Below are 20,444 nucleotides of genomic sequence, written 5' to 3'. Positions count from 1 at the left end.
CCCGAGCTCGATGAGCGCGTCCGTGGCCATGACCCCGAAGCCCCCGGCATTGGTGACGATGGCGAGACGCCTGCCCTTTGGCAGGTGCTTTGAATCGAGAACGGCCGCGGAATTGAAAAGCTCCGAGACTTCACGGACCCTTATAACGCCGGCCCTTCGGTAGGCGGCGTTATAAATGGTATCCTCGCAGGCCATGACCCCCGTGTGGGAAAGGGCGTTTTCTCCACTGTGGGAGAACCTGCCGGGCTTGATGATCACGATGGGCTTATTCCTTGCAAAGCCACGGGCCGATGTCATGAACTTACGCGCATCCCCCACGCCCTCCATATAAACCATGATACTCCTGGTATAGTAATCATCACCGAGGAAATCGATAAGATCGCCGAAATCGATGTCGATCATGGAGCCCAAGGAGACAAAGGCGCTGAAGCCGATATGGTTTTTTATCGCCCAGTCGAGGATGGCGCCGCCTAGGGCGCCGCTTTGGGAGATGAAGGCGATATTGCCGTCCCCGGGATGGCCACGGACTATGGAAGCGTTGAGACCTGTGCCCGGGCGGATTATGCCCGTGCAATGAGGCCCGATAATGCGCATTCCGTATTTGGACCTGATCTGCCTTATTTCCTGCTCCAGTTTAAGGCCCTCGGCGCCGATCTCCCTGAAGCCCGCGGAGATGATAACCGCTGCCTCCACCCCTATTTTTCCGCATTCTTCCAAAAAGGAAGGGACGGCAGGCGCCGGCGACGCGATAACAGCGAGGTCCACTTCTCCCGGAACGGCCGCGAGATGTGGATAGGCCTTGATACCCATCAGGGATTCCCTGTGCGGATCTATGGGGCAGATGAGCCTGTTCTGGGAGGCGCCGATCATATTCTCGAGGAGGGCTTTTCCCACGGTGCCTGCTTCCTCGCTCCCCCCTGTGACCGCGATCGTTCTGGGATTGAACATTTTTCTGATGTCGCCTGTTTTCATTACAGCCTCCGGAATAACTTCGCGTCCTCGTCTAATACTGTATTTATTTTTGCACAAAGGAGAGGGAAAGTAAAGGCATATGGTACAAATGCAGGTCCTTTCCGGACGGACACGTACGTGATCCAAACCCGTAACGCAAAGGCAAAAGTACAAGAAGAACTAGAGGTTTTTACTGTTTTAGCCGCTACGGAAATGTAAAGGGAAAAGCATTTTTTTGTGTGAGGGGATTAAAAAAAGAGACGGGAGAGAATGGGAACGGAAAACGGCGCGATGGCAGCGAATATGAATATCCGGCCAAGGCGCCGCCGAAGTTGTCCCTGTTGGGGGTTATTGCAGTTTATGCTTCTTCGCCCATTGGGCCGCGTGTATCGGACTATCGAGGACTTCGGCGCCCGCCGCCCGCAGGGCTTCATGTTTTGCGTCGACCGTCCCGGAGGTGCCGCGCACGATTGCGCCTGCATGACCCATCCGTTTCCCCTGGGGAGAATGGCGGCCCGCGATATAGGCGGCAACGGGTTTGCTCATTTTGCGGGAAATGAATCCCGCTGCCTTTTCTTCCTGCTCACCGCCCACTTCGCCGACGATGATCACGGCGTCAGTGCCCTCATCCTGCTCAAAAAGCTCCAGGATATCAGCCAGGTTCCTCAGGACCACGGGGTCGGCCCCCATGCCTATGACCGTGCTTTGGCCTACGTTGATCTCCGAGAGAATGCCGGCAAATTCGTAGGAGAGGGTACCGCTTCTTGAAATGATGCCGACCCGTCCCGGGGCGAAAAGAGATGCGGGCATGATGCCCATTTTGCCTTTCCCGGGGACGAGTATGCCCGGTGTGGTGGGGCCGAGGGCGAAAACTCCCCGGTCCGCGGCGTAGCTTCTCATGCGGATTACGTCCTGCACCGGTATGTGCTCCGGCACTATCACGATCAGTTTTATCCCTGCGTCGATAGTCTCCAGGAAAGCATCCAGAACAAAGGCGGCGGGAACGAAAAAGACGGATGCGTTGGCGCCGGTTTGTCGTACCGCCTCTTCGACACTGTCAAAGACGGGAACTCCCTCTACGATAGATCCACCCTTGCCCGGAGTGACGCCTCCCACGATTTTTGTGCCGTAGTCGAGCATCCAGTGGGTCTGGGCGGTACCGATACGGCCTGTGATGCCCTGTACAATGACGCGGGTTGAATCATCGATCAATATACTCATCAATAAACCTCGATATTCTTATATTGTGTGGCCCCGGGAAAGGAGCATCTCCCGTAGCCCGTCAATTTTTACCCACCAATTCGTAGAGTTTCGCTACCGCTTTCTCAGTGGCTGTTTCCGTCACCACATGGACACCCGCGGAGCGGAAGATCTCCCACGTCTCTTCCTGTCGGTTCCCGAGGGCTTTTGCCACTATCGGGAGCTGCAGGTTATGCTCCTGAATATAGCGGACTACACCTTTGGCGCCTTCATGTATGGGGTTGATCCCGCCGTACACGTTAATAAAGATACCCCTGATGCCGGGTTTTCTCATGATGAGGTCCATGCAGCGGTAAAGGAGCTCCGCGGTAATGCCTCCCCCGGTTTCAAGGAAATTGGCGGGCTTCATCTTCTCTCCGATGATATCCATGGAAGCCATTCCGAGGCCTGCCCCCGAAGAGATAATCCCTATATCCCCGTCGAGATCGACATAGGTGACGCCTATCTCTTTGCCCCTTTTCTCGAGGGGGTTCTCGATCCGCTCTATACGGTCGGGGAGGGGTTGGCGTATTCTGGAGATCGCGGAATCATCCACCTCAAGGACTGCGTCAACCGCGAGAAGGCCTCCGTTGGGCAGCACCACGAGAGGATTTATCTCGCAGATGAGGGCCTCATAGTTCTCGGCGGCCTTATAAAGCTGACCGATCACGTCGGTCCAGGCGCTGATGAGGGACTGGGGTATATTCAGCATTCTGAGCATTCTTCTTGCCTGGTAAGGGTAATAACCGAAAGACGGATCGATATGCATGGAAGCCAGCTTTTCCGGGGCCGTTCCGGCCGTTTCCTCGATGCGGACTCCTCCCTCGGTGCTTACCACGATAACCGGGGTGCCTGAGTAGCCGTCGACCGTTATCCCCACATAAAGCTCCTGCGCCACCTCCGCCTTCTCACATACCAGGATCTTTCGAACGGGCATCCCTTTGATTTCGGAGCCGAGAAGGACATCCGCCATATTCTTGAGCTCCTCCGGCGTGGAAGCGGTCTTGATCCCGCCGGCAAATCCGCGTCCGCCCACCAGGACCTGCGCCTTTAACATGACGGGATATCCTATCTCTCCGGCAAGGTGAAGTGCCTCGTGCATGGTGCCGGCGACGCCGCGTCGCGGGACCGGTATGCCGAGCTCCTCGAAAATATCTAACGCTTCATGTTCATGAAGTCTCATAATGATATCCGTTCCTTGGTAGATTTATTGGGCCTTTGCGCAAACCTGTAGTCCCGTAGCCAGAGAATTATATGATTGCCAACCCGGGTTGTCAACGAAAAAATCATATATACAATTATATTGTAAATCAGAAGTATTTCGACAGGCATTACAAAAGGGTGAGACTAAAAAGGGGCGAAAGCGAAATCATTTGGGGAGCGGCCCGCGCGTCACTACGGCTATTATAGAAAAATAATAATTATTTAAAAAATGTAATTGCAAATTAAATTTAATTGTATTAGAATCAATCATGGCAAAGACAAAGACTGAAACCAAAGCTAAGCCTCAGGAGGACAGCAGCCAGATCGCCTATCAGGGAATCCGGCGCATGCTGTACAGCAAAGAGCTTGTACCCGGCCAAAGGATCGCCTATCGGGACCTCGCAGAACGTCTTCAACTGAGCCCCACCCCCATTATCCAGGCACTGAAATGGCTCGAGCTGCAGGGATTCGTGCTTCATGAGCCGAACCGCGGCTACTCCATGGCGCCCTTCAGCCTGAAAGAGATGGAGGAGCTGTACGAATTGCGGGAGCTGATCGAGCCGTCCCTCGTAGCCTCCGTCATTCAGCATATCGATAAGAAAGGGCTTTCGGAGCTCAAAGCGGCGCTTGAAGCGCACCTGTCGGCGGAGCGGGAATTTTATCTCAAGGAAAGGCTTTTTAAGAACCGGGAGTTCCACATGACCCTGGCATCCCTGTCGGGAAAGGCAACCCAGCTTCGCATCCTGCAGAACGTCTTTGAAATGTTGTTCCTCAAATACGGCGGCAATTACTTTCCCGTCGCATCGCTCACGTCCACGGACCAGGCTCACCAGGAGATTTATGACGCCATAGCGTTGAGAAGTCTCGAACGGGCTCAGACAATCCTGAAGAACCACATCACCAATGTGAAAGTTCAGGTCATCTCCAGTGTCAGAAAGATGCTGGCTGAACAGGAGCGGTCCGAGTTCTGAAGATTATCCCCGTTTCGCATTCTATTACAATAAGGAGGAGGCAGTATGGGTCTTAAAACAAAGGAAGAGTATATCGAATCGATACGGGCTCTCAAGCCGACGGCATATATGTTCGGAGAGCGTATCACGAACGTGGTGGATAACCCGCGCCTTCGGGCCGGCATAGAGGCAACCGCGGCAACCTATGAAATGGCTGCAAAAGAGGAGAACAAGGACCTCTTTGTGACCATGAGCCCCCTCTTGAACGAGCCGGTGAGCCGTTTTAATCTTCCCCCCGCCAGCATCGAGGACCTCGTGGCCCGTGTAAAAGTGAATAGAAAAATGGCCAATTTTGTCGGGACCTGCCATCAGCGGTGCACCGGACTCGATTGTCTATCCAGTCTCTCCATCGTCACCTATGACATTGACCAGAAGTATGGGACCCATTATAACCAGAATTTCATCGAGTTCCTGAAACATATGCAGAAGAACGACCTTACGGGCAATGCGGGCGTGACGGACGTGAAGGGTGATCGCTCCCTGAACCCCCACGAACAGCCGGACCCCGATATGTTTCTGCGCGTGGTGGAGCGGCGGGATGACGGTATCGTGGTCCGCGGTGCGAAAGCCCATCAGACGGGCTCACTCTCGTCGCACGAGATCATCGTCCTTCCCACAAGGGCCATGGGTAAGGCGGATAAAGACTATGCAGTCGCCTTTGCCATCCCTTCGGACACCAAGGGGCTTATCCACGTAGTCGGCAGGTCTACCCTCGACATGCGTGAGCTGGACGGCTGTGATATCGGCAATGTCTACTATTCAAAGTATTGCCCCACCCTTATTTTTGACGATGTCTTCGTGCCGTGGGAGAGGGTTTTTATGTGCGGTGAGACGGAATTTGCCCAGGACATGGTGGTGAAGTTCTCCTCTTTGCACCGGCAGAGCCACGGCGGATGCAAATCAGGCAAGATCGACTGCATGGTGGGGGCAGCTCTTACCCTGATGGAATATAACGGAACGTCCAAAGCGGGCCACCTGAAGCAGAAGGTGATCGATATGATCCACCGGGCCGAGACCCTTTATGGCTGCTGCCTCGCCTCTTCATATGAGGGGAAGAAGCAGCCTTCCGGGACCTACTTTATCGACACCGTGCTCGCCAACGCCTCCAAGATTCATGAAGGAAAGGAGCTTGCGGAAGCCATCAGGCTTATGGTCGATGCGTGCGGCGGCTTCGTGACGGATCTTCCCTCCGACCGCGATTTCGAGAACCCGGAGATCGGCGATTTACTCAGAAAATATCTCAAGGGAGTAGAAGGTGTTCCCGTGGAAAACAGGGTAAAGATGTACAGGCTCGTCGAAAAGATGGCTATGGAAAGCGCCGACACGATCTCCGATATCCACGGCGGCGGCTCACCCGAGGCCCACAGGGTAACAATTTTTCGTGAGACCGATACGGAAAGCAAAAAGAAAGCGGCAAAAAGACTTGCAGGCATAAAGGACTGATAGTCCTAACACACACCGTTTTATGAGGGACAGGGCGGGAAAGAGCCGCCCTGTCTTACCCCCCCCGGAAATTAAATCGCGATCGCTCCACACGCCATTATTCCTGACGGAGAAAGCTCTGGAACACCAGGGCGCGACGATTTTGTCGGTCCCGAACGACGCCAGTCGACAATTCTTTCCTCATCGCAAGGCGGATTGGCGGTGGAAGAGTCGGAAATCACGTGTAAATTCAACGTTGCTTAGAATGATGGGCTGTGGCATATCTCTTGCTCTTCTCAATGTTATGAAAAACAGACGGGTGAATCAACAGGAGAGACGCCCGGGAGGAGGAGGCAATGAAAAAGATAATAGTAGTCGTATCGCTGGCGGCAATGCTTTTCATGGCAACGGCCCCTGTCATGAGTGACGCCTGGGCCCGCGGAGGGTATTACAGCGGCCGCGGATATCACCATCACGGCGGCAACGGCTGGGCCATAGCCGGGGCTGCGGTAGGAGGGCTGGTATTGGGCGGCATCATCGCGAGCGCAATGGCGCCCACGGTCTATTCTGCGCCCCCGCCCCCTCCCGTATATTATAGTGTCCCCGCTCCGAGAGCCTATTATTATGTTCCGCCCCCACCCCCGCCCCCCGGAGTCTACGTATACCCCTGAAAACCCTGCCCCCAATGAAGGACCGCCCCTGATGGAAGCGGTCCTTTTTTCTGTTAATCAATAATGACGCCGGGATCAGCTTGAATAAGGGGTTTCTTCGTCAGCTTCGGCCGGCGGTTTGACAGCGGCGGGGGGTGAAGTTAAAATAGGTGATGCTTCAGCTCGGCCTCCTCAATCTTTCCCATCCTTGTGTATCCGCGCCCATGGCAGGCGTAAGCGACCTGCCTTTTCGGGTTATTGCGCGCCGGTTCGGAGCTCCTCTGGCTTTTACGGAGATGATTGACGCACGTGCCTTGAGCCATAAGGACAGGAGAACTCTCCACATGCTCTCTTCCGGGGAGAAGGACCGACCCCTCGGTGTGCAGCTTGTGGGTAACGACGAAAAATATCTGCTCAAGGCAATGGAAGTCCTTGAAGGCTATGAGTTCGACCTGCTGGACCTGAACGCGGCGTGTCCGGCGCCGAAGCTTGCAAAGAAAGGTATGGGGGCAGGCCTGCTCAGGGAGCCGGCCCGATTGGAGAGCCTACTGGAAATGATGGTGCAGCGCTCGAGGGTCCCGGTAACGGTAAAGATCAGGTCGGGTTGGGACGGGGGCTCGTTAAATGCAATGGAGGTGGCGCAAAGGGCCTGTAACGCAGGGGTGAGCGCTCTTTTCATTCATGGAAGAACAAAAGTCCAGGGCTATAGCGGTGCGGTCGATTACGGGGTGATACGGGACGTGAAAAATGCATCCCCGGTGCCGGTAATCGCGAGCGGCGATAACATCTCATTGGCCGCGGTAATGAAAACATTTGAAGAGACGAACTGCGACGGCGTCGCCATTGCCAGGGGGTCCCTCGGAAACCCCTGGATTTTTCGGGATATCATCGGCTTCTTTGAAAAACCTGTCTCCGATCATGACGAGGTCGGCGCGGGAGAGGTGGTGGAAGTGATGAGAGACCACCTCGACATGGTGATCGACCATTACGGCGAAAAGAAGGGAGTGAGCTGTTTCAGGAAGTTCTTTATCTGGTACACCCGTGGGCTCAAAGGGGTCAAACCTTATCGCGACCTGGCGTTCCGGGCAGTGACCAGAGACGATCTTCACGAAGTCATGGAGGAGGTACGGACCCTTCGGCGCCTCTCATTATAGCAGATATCAGTCACTGTCCTGCATTTCATAGAAAATATCTATTTGACTTATAACTATAACCGCATTATCTTTGTCGAGGGCCACAGGCGGAACACCGTGTATCCTGTGGGGACCGCAGACGGATTCGATCGGGACCGGAGACAGGTGATGCAAAAACCGAACATATATAAGATACTGCCATGGGTTTGCCTGTTCCTCCGCCTCGGCCTGGCAGTCTTTTTTATATACGGCGGAGTGATTAAGCTTCTCGATCCCAAGGGTTTCGCGAAGCTGCTTTCCCAATACGGTCTCGTGCCGGAAGAGCTATTGCCCATTGTTGCGGTCGGGCTTCCCCTCCTCGAAACAGCGGCGGGTGTGGGCCTTATCTTCAATGTGAAAGGAAGCCTGGCCGTAATAACCGGTCTTCTCGGATTATTTGTCGCGGTGCTATGGTACGGCGTGCTCAACGACATGATAATCGATTGCGGCTGCTTCGGCGCCGGCGAGATCGCCACCCTCGACGGCTTGAGAAGGGCATTTTACCGGGATCTTATCTTATTGGGTGTGGCGGCATCTCTTTTCGCGGCAGGTTGTCTGAATCCGGGGATATGCCTCCCCGCGTGGAATAGAATACTGAACAGGAGGATAAAGAATGGAGAAGAAAGTTAGGTTTTGTGCACTGATAGCGGCCGCGCTGCTCGTCCTGTACGCCGGCACCTCATTCGCCGCATGGGGCACGAAGGAGCTTGACGAAGAAAAAGTTGCCATAACTTTCGCAAAAGAGGTCGAAAGAGGAGGGTACAAGATAGTCTCCACAGTCGAATTAAAGAAATGGATCGATGAGAAGAAAGAGATACTTATCGTAGATACCATGCCCTATGCCGACAGCTATAAGAAACAGCACATACCGGGGGCGGTCAATTTCGAATTTCCGATCCCTGAAGTGACCAAACTCGACGACAAGACCAAAGGGGAATTCGAAAAGACCCTTGGTCCCGACAAAAACAGATTGATCGTATTCTACTGCGGGTTCACCAAGTGCACGAGAAGCCACAACGGTGCGATGTGGGCTCTTAAGCTGGGATACAAAAATGTCTATCGCCATCCGGGCGGCATAAAGGCATGGAGTGAGGCCGATTACCCGGTGGAAAAGACAAAGTAAGAGGTTTAATGGACCGCCGGACTTTTCTCTGGATTGTTGCGGGGGGTATCTGGCTTGCGGCGATTCCTTCGGGAACCGGCCACGGGGAACCCTTTGCCGATGATAAGAAGGCTGCTCCGTCAAGAGAGCGGCCGCTGATAACCGGCAGGGATGGAAAGAGCCTTCATATCTACACGGAAACAAACGGCAGGAGGTTCGGCACTGCCAATCCCCATTGGGGTGTCGTATATAAAGACGGGGAGCTCGCCGACAAGGCGATCCTCAAGGCCTTCTGCACGCCCCTTGCATTCCATGACGGGCTGGTGCAGATAGGCGCCCGTCCGGGTAACGACCTTGCGGCCGGATCGGAGGGCAGTTCAACTACAGGGGAACGGCTTATCGTAACCGCTTCCTTGCCTGGAGTGGGGGATGAGATACCGCTGGGCCGCATCTTTCGTGATTCCGGGGGAAAAGATTTTGTTATTCGCTTCGGAGGCAACAGGAAAGCGGCCCGGGAAGAGGGCACGGGGTGTATTATGTGCCTCGAAAGCTGTTGGGTCGGCATCACGAGCAATGCCGCATACCCGCTGATCAGCGGGTTCAGGCGTTTCATGCGCCCCAATTCTTCATTCAAGGGGAATACCGAGCTTCTTTCCGCATCTGAGAGCCAACCAGTCATCCTTACCTACAGGCCCGCATGACGGATGAAGCGGCCGACAGAGAGTTAGCCTTTGAGACAACCTGCAGTGACTGCGGGGTGTGCCGGGGGGCGTGCCCCTTTCTCGGTCAATACGGGTCACCCGGTAGCGTGATCAGGGGCGGCGGAACGGATCTTTTCCTCTGTGCGAACTGCGGCGTCTGCGATGAGTATTGTCCCTCAGGGCTCTCACCCTCCCGTGCGCTTTATAGGGTAAAGGCCGGGATGGTTAGGACCGGTCGGATCAGCGGAATTCAGGAAAGAGCACTCCGCAAGGCCCGGAGTTTCGTCTCCCTCGGACACAGTTTCCCCTTTCGGCACTACACTCCTCTGCCGGTCCTGTTCTGGCCGGGCTGCGGCATTTCAGCGGCGTCTCCGCGACTTGTAAGGCAGGTGCGTGACTTTCTCGCAATCTCGCTGGGAGAGAGGGTAGGGTTGGCGCTCGATTGCTGCGGCGATCCTCTCTACCAGCTCGGAGATGAGGTTGGGGCGGCCGAATTGCGGGACACCGTCTCCGTGGCCTGCAATAAGGCGCAGGTAAAACGGATCATCACGGGCTGTGTAAACTGCCAAAAGACTTTGTCCGCCGCCCTTGAGGATGTGCAGGTGGACCACGTCCTCACCGTGATCCGCCATGCCGGTTATTCCTCCGGGGACGGAAGCAGACATCTCTATCTGCACCACCCATGCGGCGCGTCGCGCCTGAAGGATGTCCGGGAAGGGGCAGGGGGGCTCCTCTCATCCCTTGGGGGCCCGTCGATCTCGGAAGCTCCTCGATCCATGTGCTGCGGCCATGGAGGCGGCGTGGCCGCCATGGACCCCGGGCTCGCCGATAGATTTACGGCGAGAATCGCAGGGGAGGCGGGAATTAACACCCTGGTAACGTATTGCATGGGTTGTAGGGGGAGGTTCATGGAGAAGGGCATGGAGGCGCGCCACATCCTCGAGTTGCTGCCGGGGATAAGTCCCCTTGTCGAGAACCGGCTGCCGGGGACCGGATGGGCCGGAAGGCTCCTGCTCTCTTCACGCGAAAAGATATTCAATCCCAGATTATTGACGGCCTTTCTCCTTGTGTGTCTGATTTGTTTTCTGTGGTGGCTGAGATCCACCGGATATTTTCGCCCTGAAGGGATACTTGTTTTTTTGAGCGATCATCCTATCCTTGCGCCGGCCGTCTTCATAGGACTCTACTGCCTCGCCCCGGTCCTTCTTATCCCTGCAATTCCATTGTCTCTTGCGGCGGGTATTCTCTGGGGACCCCTGTGGGGGGTAGCCTTCTCAATCACCGGGGCCACACTGGGGGCGTCGGTCTCATTCCTTCTCGCCCGGTACATGGTAGGTGATATGGTGAGGAAACGATGGGGGGAAGAGAAATGGGAATCCCTCACAAAAATGGTGGCCACCCATGGCTGGAAAGCCGTTGCAATCGCGAGGCTCGTGCCCATCCTCCCCTTCAATCTACTCAATTATTTCTTCGGAATTACTCCGATCCCTTTCACCCGGTATTTCTGGTGTACCTTTTTCTTTATGCTCCCGGGCTGCGTTGCCTATGTGGTCTTCGCCAGCTCGCTCACTGATATGGTAAGGGGAAACGTGAAAGGTCTTTTAGTGGGACTGGCTGTTGCGGCCGCGGCTTTCATGGTCTCCTTCGCGTTCAGGCCTATAGTTCGAAAACTTTTCGTCGATCGATCTTGAGGCGAGCGACAGGAGCCCGGGGATAAAACTTCTTCGCCTGCTCATTCCCGTGCGAGGGACTGAGCAATCCTTATAATGAGAACCACCGCAAAGCCCCACGCAAAAGGGAGCCATATGGGAATATTGAAAAAGGAAGGCAGGGTATAACTCCAGACACCCGCAGTGGTGGCCGCTATTTCGGTCACGGAGCCGATTATTGCCCCTGCCACATAATATACATGATCTTCCCTATCGGGCCAGAGGAGATATCGAATTAAATATGCTGCCACGAGAATTCCCGTGACTGCCATGGTATGCCTCCAGACGAGTATAACCAGAAGAATTACGAACCAGAAAATGAACAGATCCCGGAGGAGCCGGGGCCGTACCCAGGCGCTCACGTATTTTCCAGTGCCACAGCTTTGCAGGAGGAGGGGGAGCAAATAAGAGGACCCGCAATCCTTTTGTGGCGGCGGTTTGACATGCACCATCCTATCACAGATGGCAAGGGCCTTCAATCATAAACCGGGGCCAGGGGTTCTCCAATGAATGGCGCGGCCCTTGGATACGCATGAGGCCGGGCCGGCAAGTGAAAAATGTGCTCTCACGGCTTGAATATCTTTGTACCCCAAATTTTTTCGGTGAGAGATGGCGAAGGGCTTTTCGGGCGAGTTACGAAGCGGTCGTGATTTTGCTTGCATTTCATGTGAAAATTCGCTAAGAAACAAAGAAGTGCGTAATTTGTGTACAAATTATTTAAATAAGAAGTTGACATGTTTCTCGGAATAATATATCGTAAATGTAATAGCCAAGTGAAATTTTTCATTAGTTTGCAAGGGGTCGGGCACTCGTCCAAAGCCCTGCGCGAAGGGGTTTGTTCCGGTCCGGCCGGGAGGCTCTTCGAGCGGGGATATTTTATGGAAGTCATACTGAAGGAGGTTATTGATGAGTTTTAACGAGATTTGGGATTTGCTGGTTGGCACGTTCAAGACTACGGGGTTCCCCAGCTTGACCTGGCAACACGTGGTAATGTGGGCCATAGGGTGCTTCTTTCTCTATATGGCGATTGTAAAAGATTTCGAGCCTCTTCTTCTCCTGCCTATCGGCTTCGGGATCTTTCTGGTCAATTTTCCGAATACCCCCCTCTTCGGATACACCGAGAGCGGCCACCCGGAGCTACTTCAATTCTTTTATAAATACGGCATACTATGGGAGGTAATCCCCTGTCTCATATTTTTGGGCCTCGGGGCTATGACGGATTTTGAGCCCATGATATCCAACCCCAAGATGCTTCTTATCGGGGCTGGAGCACAGTTGGGCGTCTTCGTGACCTTTACCGGCACGATCCTTGCCGGCTTCACAATCAAAGAAGCGGCATCGGTGGGCATCATCGGTGGGGCGGACGGTCCTACCACTATTTATCTTACCGCAAAGCTCGCACCCCATCTTCTGAGTGCGAACACACTGGCCGCCTATTCCTACATGTCTCTCGTACCCATCATTCAGGCTCCCATCATGAGGTTAATGACGAGCGATAAGGAACGACTCATAAAAATGAAAGTGGGGAGAAGGTGCTCCCGCACTGAATTAGTGCTCTTCCCCCTGACCTGCGGCGGCATCATCGCCCTCATGGTTCCGGCTGTCATGCCCCTCATGGGTATGCTCATGTTCGGTAACCTCATGCGCGTCAGCGGCGTGGTGAAACGCCTTACCGACACGGCGGCAAATCCTCTTATGGACATCGTCACCATTTTCCTCGGCTTGAGCGTGGGCGCCTCCATGCAGGCACATGTATTCCTCACCTATAAGCCCATGCTGGTTTTCGGTCTTGGACTTCTTGACTTCGTAGTCTGTACCGCGGGCGGCATCCTCACCGTAAAGGTCATCAACCTGATGGTAAAGAACAAGATCAACCCGCTCATCGGTAACTCCGGTGTTTCGGCCATTCCCATGGCTCCGAGGCTTTCTCAGCTGGTGGGTCAGCAGTACGATAAGAAGAATTATCTGCTCATGCACGCGATGGCTGCCTGTCTCGCCGGATCGATCGGTTCCCCGGCTGCGGCGGGCATGCTTATATCCATGTTTGAGTAGAAGGAGGCGCGCATATGAAAAGAACAATTTTTGCTATCTTTATAGGCCTTATGTTCGGTCTGGTCCTGGCGCCCCTTTCGCTGCAGGCATGGGGGGGCGGCGAGCCGCCCTGGAATGCTCCGCTATTGCCGGGGGGCACAACCGTCAAGACCGAAAGTACGGCGATCTATATAGAATACAACCTTCCCTACGAGAAGGTCCTCGCCTTCTACAAAGACGCCATGGCCAAATATCCTGACGAGAAGTTCCGTGACTGGAGCGATCAGATGTACATTGAGGACCAGGGCGGGGCCCAGTGGCACTCCATCGGCATCTTCAAGGACGGAGGAGCCAAGACTACGGTCAAGATCACGAGAGACAATATGACGTGGGTCTTCAGCACCCTTGCCATCCGGTTTGCCGGCGTCTTTTTTGTTCTCTGTGTCCTTTGGGTCTTTCTCAACATCAACAGCGCAGTGATGAAGAAGTTCTTCCCTGAAAAGAAGAAGGTGGCGAAGGCGTAAAAGTAATTCTAAGGACACGAAAAAGGCCTCTTCTCCTCGCGGGAAGGGGCCTTTTTGTATGAATCCTTATGGATTTTTTATACGTCGGCGTGGATAGAGCCGAAAGTCCTTTTGTTGACAGGCGACGACGGGTAAGCAGACTGCGATATCAGTATTCTATCCTGAGTGAGTGAGTGAGCGAGCGAGCGAATAAAGGAAGGCCGGTCAGGACCTTTGTCGGAGGAAGTGATAGCGGTCGGAAGCCCCCAGGCGTAGCTACTCGTCGTCCTGTTCCCGCCGTGGGGGAGCCAATCTCACGATCCCTATGTAGAAGAAGATAAGCGTGACTACAAGAAAGAACCTGAAAGGTATCCTCTTGGGAATGAGGATCGAGAGCTTTGAGCCGCCGCCTTGGCCGCCGTCCACATGGGCGAGGGGCTCGTTGCCGGCCATGCCGTGGACATCTTTCTTTATGGGTATCCCAATTTTGTAGACATTTTCAAAAAAGCCCCTCTCTTTCGACCACCCGGACAGGAAAGGCAGGGCGAGCAAAGGAACACACATGCCGATTACGATCCACAAGATTCCACTCTTTTTTCGCTGGTTCATAAGTGCAAAATTATAACATAATCGAGGCGTGATGGCGAATGTTTTTGGGCCGTAAAGGTGGCGGGGTCATTCGTTCCGGGAGGGCCTCCGACATTGACAAAACGATCGGTCCACGCCTATGATTACAGGAGTAACACATGTCGGGACGAGGGAGGCGACGATGGGACGTTTCAAGGAATTAAGAGCTGAGGAAATAGCCGACAATCCATTCAGGCTGATTGGCAAGGAGTGGATGCTGATTACGGCCGGGACAAAAGAGGCATTCAATACCATGACCGGTGCCTGGGGCGGTCTGGGGGTCCTGTGGGAGAGAAACGTTTGCTTCTGCGTGATAAGGCCGACGCGCTATACATACGAGTTTATGGAGAACTCCGATCTCTACACCCTCACCTTTCTTGAGGAGCAATACAGGGACATCCTTACTTATTGCGGCTCCAAATCGGGAAGGGACGTGAACAAGGTGGCCGAGACAGGCCTGACGCCCGTCTTTGACGGGGAGACCATCTATTTTGCTGAGGCTCGGTTAGTCCTCGAGTGCAGGAAGATATATCATCAGGATCTTAATCCCGAGCATTTTATCGATTCCAAAATTGAAGATTTCTATCCTCTCAAAGATTACCACAGAATGTATGTGGGGGAGATCATTCGGTGCCTTTCCGCAGCGAAGGCCTAGACCGAAGGAAGCGAAGGACCTCCCCGGGTTCGGGTCGTTTGAGCGGCCTTTAGCGCCGAAGATCCCGTAATAATATCGCCAGGGGCGAACCGTTTTCCGAAGGCGGCATGCACGCACATATCGGCTGCTTTATCCGCCACCGTAAATTGAGCGTTCACGTGGGAGATCCGGTCCTGTGAGGGCTGTTATGGGCAAAGAAATACTGCTGAACCGGATGAAAGGAGAGGAGGGCGTTGCTCTCCTAAAGAGACTGGCTCCTGTTCCGGGCGGGCAGCCCTGGGTTGCATTAAATATTGTACTGAAACGGTTCTTGTGGTATTCTCAAAGCCTGTTGGATAGAGGGATGTAACAGTGGCAGGTGGGCGGGATCGGCTTTATAATCGAGATAAAATAAAATGCCGAAGGCGGGACTTGAACCCGCACAGGCTTGCACCTACTAGACCCTGAACCTAGCGCGTCTGCCTATTCCGCCACTTCGGCACCCCTTTAACTTATATGGATATTGAACCTATGTCAAGAGGTGAATTATGATAATCTTTGAATCCCTCGATATTTCCGAGAGATTTCAAAATCCGGTGCTGACCATCGGCAACTACGACGGTCTCCACATAGGCCATAAAGCGATAATCGAACGGGTAAAGGAGAAGGCCCTTCCTCTCGGGGGGACCTCCATGCTGATGACCTTCAATCCCCATCCCCTTACGATAGTGAGACCCGATGCTTTTGTGGGGCTCATCTCTCCTCTTACCCTGAAGAAGAGGCTGGTCGAATCAACCGGCATCGATGTGATGATCATCGTCCCCTTTACCACAGAATTCCGGTCGGTCGAGCCGGAAGAGTATGTAAAGGATATTCTTGTGGGCAGGATAGGCATCAAGGGGCTTATCGTGGGCTATGACTTCAGGTTCGGCGCTCAGGGCAGGGGCGATGTGGGCCTCCTCAGGAAGCTCTCGGAAAAATACGGCTTTTTTTTCGAAATCGTGGAGGCCATCACCCTTCACGGAGAAAAAATAGGCAGCAACCGTATACGCCATATGGTTATTGAAGGGGAGACGGAGAGGGCGATCGATTTCTTGGGCCGTCCTTATATGATAGAAGGGCGGGTGGTGGAAGGGTTCGGCCGGGGCAGGGACCTCGGATTTCCGACAGTCAATGTCACCACCGAATATGATCTTATCCCCAAAACCGGCGTCTATTCCTCCGCCATAATGGCAAAAGGCCAGGTATTCAAGGCGGTGACGAACGTGGGTTTTAACCCGACCTTCGACGGGGAGAATTTAACGATAGAATCCTTCATCCTCGGTTTCGACGGTGATCTCTACGGCGAAAAGGTTACCCTCTTTTTTTACCGGAGGATCAGGGATGAAAAGAAATTCAGCTCTGTGGATGAGCTGAAGCAAAGGATCGGACAAGACGTGGAGGAAACACGGTCATATTTCCGCGAAAAGGAAGGGTATTAGGAAGTTTCTGCTGAGCATCGACCGACCGGGGGGTCCTTTATTTCCCGCACATGCATTATTGTTGGAGGGTTATATTGAGGCCCTCGAAGGCTCTCTTCACGATCTGCGCGGCTGTCTCCACCGGGCCGGATTCCTTCACCCTCACGAGCGAAAGACCCTGTTCGTCACTGTAGGCAGCCCGCACGACCAGTTCCCCGGAGCCGATGCACGCGTTGATCCCGAGGGGGACGCTGCATCCGCCGCCGATCATGGTCTGAAGCAGGCGCTCCGTCTCGACCTCTTTACGGCTTTCCCTGTGGTCCAGGGGCTTCAGGAGATCGATTGATTCCGCCTCGTCACGGCTCTCTACCCCGATTGCGCCCTGTCCTGACGGCGGCACCAGGATATCGAGGGAGAGGATGTCCCGCACCGAATCTTCATAACCCATTCTCCTGATTCCGGCCAGGGCGAGAACGATGGCTTGAAGGTCAAGGTCATCCATTTTCCGGATGCGGGTATCTACGTTCCCCCTGATCGGAATAATTTTGACCCCGGGGTGGCAATGAAGGATCTGAGATTTCCTGCGAAGGCTGTTCGTGCCGATCCTCGCACCCTGTTTCAATGTATCGAAGCTCAGGGGGGAGCGGGACAAGAGGGCGTCCCTCGGGTCTTCTCTTTTGAGCACGGCGGCAATGACGAGTCCCGAGGGGAGTCCCGTGGGAAGGTCTTTCATGCTGTGGACGGCCAGATCGATCTCTCCCTTTTCGAGTGCCTCTTCGATCTCCTTCACAAAGAGCCCTTTTTCGCCGATAGTATGAATGGGCTTATCCCATATGGTATCGCCTGTTGTCTTAATAATCTTGGTGGTGAACTCCCATTCAGGATAGAGGGACCTGAGCTCGGCCACCACCATTCCCGTCTGCGTGAGGGCGAGCTTACTCCCCCTGGTCCCCAGTATCCATCTCTTCTTCATCGCCATCCTCAATTTCAAATAGTCTTTTCATCACATCCAGGACTTCGGGGCTTCCGTTATCTTTGATAAGGGCAAGGTGGGGGTGGAGCAGCTTGCTCACAAGGGCCCTGGTCATGGCCTCGATCCGGGCGACAGTCTCTTCGTCCAGATCTTTCATTTTGGAGAGCCCCTTTTTCACCTCTGCCGACCTGATATCCTCTGCTTTATGAGCAACCTTTACGATAAGGGGAGCCATATCAAGGCGAGTAAGCCAGTGGGAGAATTTTGCCGCTTCCTCCTCCATAATCTCCTGAGCCTTCTCCGACTCTTTCAGACGATCCGAAAGGTGTCTCTGGGAAAGGTCTTTAAGATCGTCGATGTCGTAAAGGTATACGTTGTCTATTTTATTGACTCCCGGGTCGATATCCCTCGGGACGGCGATATCGATGAAAAAAAGAGGCCGGTTCTTTCTCTTTTTCATGACCGAATGGACAAGGGTCGCACCGATGAGCGGCTGTTCAGAGCCGGTGGACGAGAGTACCATATCCACCCGTGTGAGGAGGTCCTCCATCTCCGTGAAAGGAGAGGCGATCCCCGCATATTCTTCCGCGAGCCGAAGGGCGCCCTGAAAGGTCCTGTTTGTAATGAATATCTCGCTCAAGCCTTCCTTTTTGAAGTGTTTGAGCGCAATTTCGCACATCTCGCCGGCGCCGATCACGAGTATTCTCTTGCGGCTCAAATCGAGGAAGATCTTCTTCGAGAGTTCCACCGCCATGGAGCTGATGGAGACGGGATTGTAGCCGATCCTTGTCTCCGACCTGATGCGTTTTGCGACGTGAAACGTACGATGAAAGACCTTATTCAGGAGAAATCCCGTGGCCCCATGGGACGTGGCGAGGCGGTACGCGTCTTTGACCTGTCCGAGAATCTGGGGTTCTCCCACAACCATCGAATCGAGTCCCGATGATACGCGAAAAAGATGGCGGTATGCGTCTTCATCGTACAATACATATGTGTAGGGATCGAGCCGCTCCCCTTCGACGGCGAACCGGTCCCGGAGCGCGCTCTTTATGATATCGAGGGCCTGTACACGGTCTCTGCAGGAATAATAGATCTCCGTCCTGTTGCATGTGGAGAGGAGTATGATCTCTTCCATTCCCCTATGCTTGAGGGACTGAAGGAGTTCCGGTGCGATCGTCTCGGATATATAGAGTCTTTCCCTTATGCCCAGAGGGGCGGTATTGTGATTGAGGCCAAAGACCCCTATATGGAGAGTCTCCTTCACGGGAAGCATCACCACTGTCCATAGGAGTGCAATCCGCCGGTGAAGAGATTGACGCCTAAGAAAGTGAATAACATGAAAAAGAACCCTATGATCATCATATATGCGGTTTTTCTGCCTCTCCACCCGATTGTCAGACGGTTATGGAGGAGGATGGCATAGACGATCCACGTGACAAGAGACCATGTTTCCTTCGGGTCCCAGCTCCAATGGGAGCCCCACGCGAAACCCGCCCATATGGAACCGGTAATGATCCCCACGGTAAGGAGGGGGAAACCGTAGGACATGCACCTGTAGTTGATCGCATCGAGGGTTTCGAGAGAGGGTATACGGGGCGAGAGGGAGAGGGAAGTCTTTTTTTTGATACTCCTCTCCACGACTATGTAGAGGAGGGACACGAAAAAAGCCACCAGGAATATGGCATTGCCTGAGAAGGCAAGGAAGGTGTGCACTGGGAGCCAGAAGCTCTTGAGTACCGGCGGAAGGGGTCTTATTGCAGTCGCGTAGGTAAGGGACCAGATGAGCATGAGAGACAGGACCGGCGCGACGATCGCACCCACAAGGTCGATCTTATAGGATCTTCTCAGGTAGAGGAAGAATCCCGCGACACAGAAGGCAAAAAACGAAAGAGCCTCGGGAAGATTGGTTACAGGTGCATAGCCTGCCTGAAAATATCTCAAAACCAGGGACACTAATTGGACGACAAACCCCCCGGCGAGGCAGATAAAGGCGGGAATACCCATGCGGAGTGCGCCTGTCGAGATCTGGAGGAGGTAGAAGAGCGTGGAGATGAGATAAAGGCAGAGGGCGGCAATGAGAAGGGAGGTGCTCATTCGTGAGAGGCAAGAAACTTGCTCTTTATTTTTCGGAAACCGATTCTGTTAACCTCTTCCATCTCCATCTCCCCCAGATGTTTGAGGATCTCCTTTCGCTTCTTCCCATCTTTTTCGGTCTCGATAAGCAGTCTTCTCACCCTTCCCATGATACGTGCGTATTTCACATAATCCCATGTAATCTCGCGGGAGATCAATTGCCTGAGTCTTTTGGACAGGAAAGGCAGTGTCCCTGATGTCGAAATCGCTATGGAGATAGGTCCTTTGGTGACAAGAGAGGGCACGATAAAGTCGCAGAGCCGGGGGTTATCGACCACATTCACCGGGATATGCCTCCGGGATGCGTCCTCTTTCACTCTGGCATTCACCTCTTCCCGATCGGTAGCCGCGAACACAAGAGACGTTTCTTCAAGGTCGCTTTCGTAATACTCTCCCCGCCTGACTGTAATTTTCCCGTCTTCGGCCCAGCGTAGCAGCTTCCGGCTCATTTTAGGGCTCACGACATTCACCGATGCGCCGAATTTAAGCAGCATCCGCACTTTGCGCTCCGCAACCGCCCCTCCGCCGATGACAAGGCAGATTTTCCCCCTGAGATTCAAAAGGAGGGGGTAATAAGGCACGTCAGTACCCGACGGTAAAGGTGTCGAACTCACCGGTATATTCCTCCCACGAGACCTGTGCTTCCTCGACGCGCGCAGCCGGAGGACCCGACCTGCACCACTCGATCATCTCTTCGAGGCGCTCAATCGGTCCCTCGCACAGCACCTCGACCCGCCCGTCTCTCAGGTTTCTCACCCATCCCGTCAGTCCGAGTCTCAGCGCGGTACCCTCCGTATAGTGTCGAAAATAGACACCTTGTACTAAACCCCGTACAAAAATATGCGCGCGCCCCATCATGTTGTTTTTTTGTTGATTGCTTCCTATATTTATTATAATTAACATAAGGACCTCACAAAATCAAAA

General features: G+C 53.9%; 22 protein-coding genes and 1 tRNA gene. 12 read left to right on the top strand and 11 right to left on the bottom strand.

Annotated elements, in window-relative coordinates:
• From VGJ94_14165 to VGJ94_14155, 3 genes are all read right to left on the bottom strand, one after another.
• Positions 1–972 (bottom strand): CoA-binding protein (locus tag VGJ94_14165; GenBank protein ID HEY3277758.1); only part of this gene is annotated, 972 nt, incomplete at its 3' end.
• A 327-nt stretch (positions 973–1,299) separates the two neighbouring features.
• Positions 1,300–2,172 carry a succinate--CoA ligase subunit alpha gene (gene sucD, locus VGJ94_14160; protein ID HEY3277757.1) on the bottom strand — a complete coding sequence of 291 codons (873 nt, stop codon included), beginning with the start codon at positions 2,170–2,172 and terminating at the stop codon, positions 1,300–1,302.
• 61 nt (positions 2,173–2,233) lie between these two features.
• The gene (locus VGJ94_14155; protein ID HEY3277756.1) at positions 2,234–3,373 is read right to left on the bottom strand and encodes a succinate--CoA ligase subunit beta; all 1,140 of its coding nucleotides are present in this window, start codon (positions 3,371–3,373) and stop codon (positions 2,234–2,236) included.
• 289 nt (positions 3,374–3,662) lie between these two features.
• Here VGJ94_14155 and VGJ94_14150 point away from each other — a divergent pair, with 289 nt between their 5' ends.
• From VGJ94_14150 to VGJ94_14115, 8 genes are all read left to right on the top strand, one after another.
• A complete protein-coding gene (locus tag VGJ94_14150; protein ID HEY3277755.1) occupies positions 3,663–4,364 on the top strand; it encodes a GntR family transcriptional regulator in 702 nt (233 codons plus the stop codon).
• A 45-nt stretch (positions 4,365–4,409) separates the two neighbouring features.
• Positions 4,410–5,846, top strand: coding sequence for a 4-hydroxyphenylacetate 3-hydroxylase N-terminal domain-containing protein (locus tag VGJ94_14145; protein HEY3277754.1), 1,437 nt, complete (start codon positions 4,410–4,412; stop codon positions 5,844–5,846).
• A gap of 335 nt (positions 5,847–6,181) precedes the next feature.
• Positions 6,182–6,496 (top strand): hypothetical protein, encoded by a 315-nt coding sequence (locus VGJ94_14140; GenBank protein ID HEY3277753.1) that lies wholly within the window; start codon positions 6,182–6,184, stop codon positions 6,494–6,496.
• 152 nt (positions 6,497–6,648) lie between these two features.
• Positions 6,649–7,629 (top strand): tRNA dihydrouridine synthase DusB, encoded by a 981-nt coding sequence (gene dusB, locus VGJ94_14135; GenBank protein HEY3277752.1) that lies wholly within the window; start codon positions 6,649–6,651, stop codon positions 7,627–7,629.
• Between the two features lie 147 nt (positions 7,630–7,776).
• Positions 7,777–8,277 carry a MauE/DoxX family redox-associated membrane protein gene (locus VGJ94_14130; GenBank protein HEY3277751.1) on the top strand — a complete coding sequence of 167 codons (501 nt, stop codon included), beginning with the start codon at positions 7,777–7,779 and terminating at the stop codon, positions 8,275–8,277.
• On the top strand, positions 8,261–8,770 hold the full coding sequence (locus VGJ94_14125; GenBank protein HEY3277750.1) for a rhodanese-like domain-containing protein: 510 nt from the start codon (positions 8,261–8,263) through the stop codon (positions 8,768–8,770). Before VGJ94_14130 ends, VGJ94_14125 begins: the two co-directional genes overlap by 17 nt.
• A gap of 8 nt (positions 8,771–8,778) precedes the next feature.
• A complete protein-coding gene (locus VGJ94_14120; protein HEY3277749.1) occupies positions 8,779–9,450 on the top strand; it encodes a YdjY domain-containing protein in 672 nt (223 codons plus the stop codon).
• Positions 9,451–9,671: 221 nt separating this feature from the next.
• Positions 9,672–11,141, top strand: a complete 1,470-nt coding sequence (locus VGJ94_14115; protein HEY3277748.1) for a VTT domain-containing protein — start codon at positions 9,672–9,674, stop codon at positions 11,139–11,141.
• A gap of 41 nt (positions 11,142–11,182) precedes the next feature.
• Here VGJ94_14115 and VGJ94_14110 read toward each other — a convergent pair whose 3' ends face one another.
• Entirely contained in the window at positions 11,183–11,431 is a 249-nt protein-coding gene (locus VGJ94_14110) for a hypothetical protein (protein ID HEY3277747.1), read from the bottom strand.
• 634 nt (positions 11,432–12,065) lie between these two features.
• Here VGJ94_14110 and VGJ94_14105 point away from each other — a divergent pair.
• Together VGJ94_14105 and VGJ94_14100 are read left to right on the top strand one after the other, a co-directional pair.
• On the top strand, positions 12,066–13,211 hold the full coding sequence (locus VGJ94_14105; GenBank protein HEY3277746.1) for a sodium ion-translocating decarboxylase subunit beta: 1,146 nt from the start codon (positions 12,066–12,068) through the stop codon (positions 13,209–13,211).
• 14 nt (positions 13,212–13,225) lie between these two features.
• Entirely contained in the window at positions 13,226–13,714 is a 489-nt protein-coding gene (locus tag VGJ94_14100; GenBank protein ID HEY3277745.1) for a hypothetical protein, read from the top strand.
• A gap of 255 nt (positions 13,715–13,969) precedes the next feature.
• Here VGJ94_14100 and VGJ94_14095 read toward each other — a convergent pair whose 3' ends face one another.
• Positions 13,970–14,275 (bottom strand): hypothetical protein, encoded by a 306-nt coding sequence (locus VGJ94_14095; GenBank protein ID HEY3277744.1) that lies wholly within the window; start codon positions 14,273–14,275, stop codon positions 13,970–13,972.
• A gap of 187 nt (positions 14,276–14,462) precedes the next feature.
• On the opposite strand from VGJ94_14095, the gene VGJ94_14090 reads away from it, so the two are divergent.
• Complete coding sequence (locus VGJ94_14090; GenBank protein HEY3277743.1) at positions 14,463–14,975, top strand: flavin reductase; 513 nt, start codon at positions 14,463–14,465, stop codon at positions 14,973–14,975.
• 396 nt (positions 14,976–15,371) lie between these two features.
• On the opposite strand, the gene VGJ94_14085 is transcribed toward VGJ94_14090, so the two are convergent.
• Positions 15,372–15,455, bottom strand: a tRNA-Leu gene (locus tag VGJ94_14085).
• Between the two features lie 47 nt (positions 15,456–15,502).
• Here VGJ94_14085 and VGJ94_14080 point away from each other — a divergent pair.
• Entirely contained in the window at positions 15,503–16,435 is a 933-nt protein-coding gene (locus tag VGJ94_14080; protein HEY3277742.1) for a bifunctional riboflavin kinase/FAD synthetase, read from the top strand.
• A gap of 55 nt (positions 16,436–16,490) precedes the next feature.
• Here VGJ94_14080 and hemC read toward each other — a convergent pair whose 3' ends face one another.
• From hemC to VGJ94_14055, 5 genes are read right to left on the bottom strand one after another with little or no spacing between them, the layout of a single operon-like run.
• Positions 16,491–17,387: a hydroxymethylbilane synthase gene (gene hemC, locus VGJ94_14075; protein ID HEY3277741.1), complete on the bottom strand. Its 897-nt coding sequence runs from the start codon at positions 17,385–17,387 to the stop codon at positions 16,491–16,493.
• Positions 17,350–18,651, bottom strand: coding sequence for a glutamyl-tRNA reductase (gene hemA / locus VGJ94_14070; GenBank protein ID HEY3277740.1), 1,302 nt, complete (start codon positions 18,649–18,651; stop codon positions 17,350–17,352). Before hemA ends, hemC begins: the two co-directional genes overlap by 38 nt.
• An 8-nt stretch (positions 18,652–18,659) precedes the next feature.
• On the bottom strand, positions 18,660–19,481 hold the full coding sequence (ccsB, locus tag VGJ94_14065) for a c-type cytochrome biogenesis protein CcsB (protein HEY3277739.1): 822 nt from the start codon (positions 19,479–19,481) through the stop codon (positions 18,660–18,662).
• Entirely contained in the window at positions 19,478–20,101 is a 624-nt protein-coding gene (locus VGJ94_14060) for a bifunctional precorrin-2 dehydrogenase/sirohydrochlorin ferrochelatase (protein HEY3277738.1), read from the bottom strand. The genes ccsB and VGJ94_14060 overlap by 4 nt, the downstream gene beginning before the upstream one ends.
• Position 20,102: 1 nt before the next feature.
• Positions 20,103–20,423, bottom strand: a complete 321-nt coding sequence (locus VGJ94_14055; protein HEY3277737.1) for an acylphosphatase — start codon at positions 20,421–20,423, stop codon at positions 20,103–20,105.
• Between the last annotated feature and the right edge of the window lie 21 nt (positions 20,424–20,444).

This window comes from Syntrophorhabdaceae bacterium, from assembly GCA_036504895.1.
Lineage (GTDB): Bacteria > Desulfobacterota > Syntrophorhabdia > Syntrophorhabdales > Syntrophorhabdaceae > PNOM01.
This window is presented reverse-complemented; position numbering and strand designations above follow the sequence as displayed.

Excerpts from the sequence above, each read along its gene's own strand:
- VGJ94_14110 (HEY3277747.1), bottom strand. The coding sequence starts at position 11,431 with ATGGCAGTCACGGGAATTCTCGTGGCAGCATATTTAATTCGATATCTC.
- VGJ94_14140 (HEY3277753.1), top strand. The coding sequence starts at position 6,182 with ATGAAAAAGATAATAGTAGTCGTATCGCTGGCGGCAATGCTTTTCATG.
- sucD (HEY3277757.1), bottom strand. The coding sequence starts at position 2,172 with ATGAGTATATTGATCGATGATTCAACCCGCGTCATTGTACAGGGCATC.
- VGJ94_14150 (HEY3277755.1), top strand. The coding sequence starts at position 3,663 with ATGGCAAAGACAAAGACTGAAACCAAAGCTAAGCCTCAGGAGGACAGC.
- VGJ94_14155 (HEY3277756.1), bottom strand. The coding sequence starts at position 3,373 with ATGAGACTTCATGAACATGAAGCGTTAGATATTTTCGAGGAGCTCGGC.
- VGJ94_14055 (HEY3277737.1), bottom strand. The coding sequence starts at position 20,423 with ATGTTAATTATAATAAATATAGGAAGCAATCAACAAAAAAACAACATG.
- VGJ94_14105 (HEY3277746.1), top strand. The coding sequence starts at position 12,066 with ATGAGTTTTAACGAGATTTGGGATTTGCTGGTTGGCACGTTCAAGACT.
- VGJ94_14125 (HEY3277750.1), top strand. The coding sequence starts at position 8,261 with ATGGAGAAGAAAGTTAGGTTTTGTGCACTGATAGCGGCCGCGCTGCTC.
- dusB (HEY3277752.1), top strand. The coding sequence starts at position 6,649 with ATGCTTCAGCTCGGCCTCCTCAATCTTTCCCATCCTTGTGTATCCGCG.
- VGJ94_14130 (HEY3277751.1), top strand. The coding sequence starts at position 7,777 with ATGCAAAAACCGAACATATATAAGATACTGCCATGGGTTTGCCTGTTC.
- VGJ94_14080 (HEY3277742.1), top strand. The coding sequence starts at position 15,503 with ATGATAATCTTTGAATCCCTCGATATTTCCGAGAGATTTCAAAATCCG.
- VGJ94_14115 (HEY3277748.1), top strand. The coding sequence starts at position 9,672 with ATGGTTAGGACCGGTCGGATCAGCGGAATTCAGGAAAGAGCACTCCGC.
- VGJ94_14120 (HEY3277749.1), top strand. The coding sequence starts at position 8,779 with ATGGACCGCCGGACTTTTCTCTGGATTGTTGCGGGGGGTATCTGGCTT.
- VGJ94_14100 (HEY3277745.1), top strand. The coding sequence starts at position 13,226 with ATGAAAAGAACAATTTTTGCTATCTTTATAGGCCTTATGTTCGGTCTG.
- VGJ94_14145 (HEY3277754.1), top strand. The coding sequence starts at position 4,410 with ATGGGTCTTAAAACAAAGGAAGAGTATATCGAATCGATACGGGCTCTC.
- ccsB (HEY3277739.1), bottom strand. The coding sequence starts at position 19,481 with ATGAGCACCTCCCTTCTCATTGCCGCCCTCTGCCTTTATCTCATCTCC.
- hemC (HEY3277741.1), bottom strand. The coding sequence starts at position 17,387 with ATGAAGAAGAGATGGATACTGGGGACCAGGGGGAGTAAGCTCGCCCTC.
- VGJ94_14090 (HEY3277743.1), top strand. The coding sequence starts at position 14,463 with ATGGGACGTTTCAAGGAATTAAGAGCTGAGGAAATAGCCGACAATCCA.